This is a genomic window from Limnospira sp. PMC 289.06, assembly GCF_032350395.1.
GTDB lineage: Bacteria > Cyanobacteriota > Cyanobacteriia > Cyanobacteriales > Microcoleaceae > Limnospira > Limnospira platensis.
Genome location: NZ_JARPLC010000462.1, coordinates 1 through 526, shown reverse-complemented (window position 1 = coordinate 526; position 526 = coordinate 1). Strand labels below are relative to the sequence as shown.

Here is a 526-nt window from a genome sequence, read left to right as displayed (position 1 = left end):
TCCAATCAAGACTATGAATAACGTATGGAAAGCTATCCCATGGGCTAAGGTTCAGCGGAAAGTTTTTAAGCTCCAAAAGAGGATATTTCAAGCAGCTAAATCGGGACAGGACGCGAAGGCCAGAAGGTGGCAACGTCTATTGGTGAAATCATATTATGCCCGGCTCTTAGCAGTGCGGCTGTAGGGGCGGGTTCCACGGTCAGCCATGCTTCCCAACAGTCAGCTTAATGAACCCGCCCCCCAAGCGGGTCAAGGCTAAAAGACAGCCGGTGTCGATGGAATGATAGTAATATCTCCAGAACAAAGACTGACTTGAGCGGAGAACATTAAAGGAAATCTCAAAGCCAAAGCACTTAGGAGAGTATGGATACCAAAACCTGGCAGGGATGACAAATGCCCCCTGGGAATACCCACAATCCAAGACAGAGCGAGGCAAGCCTTGGTTAAGTCGGCACTTGAGCCTGAATGGGAATCAAGATTTGAAAGCACAAGCTACGGGTTCAGACCAGGCAGGTCAGCCCAAGAT

1 protein-coding gene and 1 pseudogene are annotated in these 526 nt (G+C 49.2%); both read left to right on the top strand.

The features are described 5' to 3' along the window. The coding region (locus P5674_RS25790) for a reverse transcriptase N-terminal domain-containing protein (protein ID WP_434475138.1) at positions 1–184 on the top strand (184 nt) is incomplete at its 5' end. Between the two features lie 21 nt (positions 185–205). Further along, positions 206–447: pseudogene (locus tag P5674_RS25785) on the top strand (HNH endonuclease). Positions 448–526: the final 79 nt, after the last annotated feature.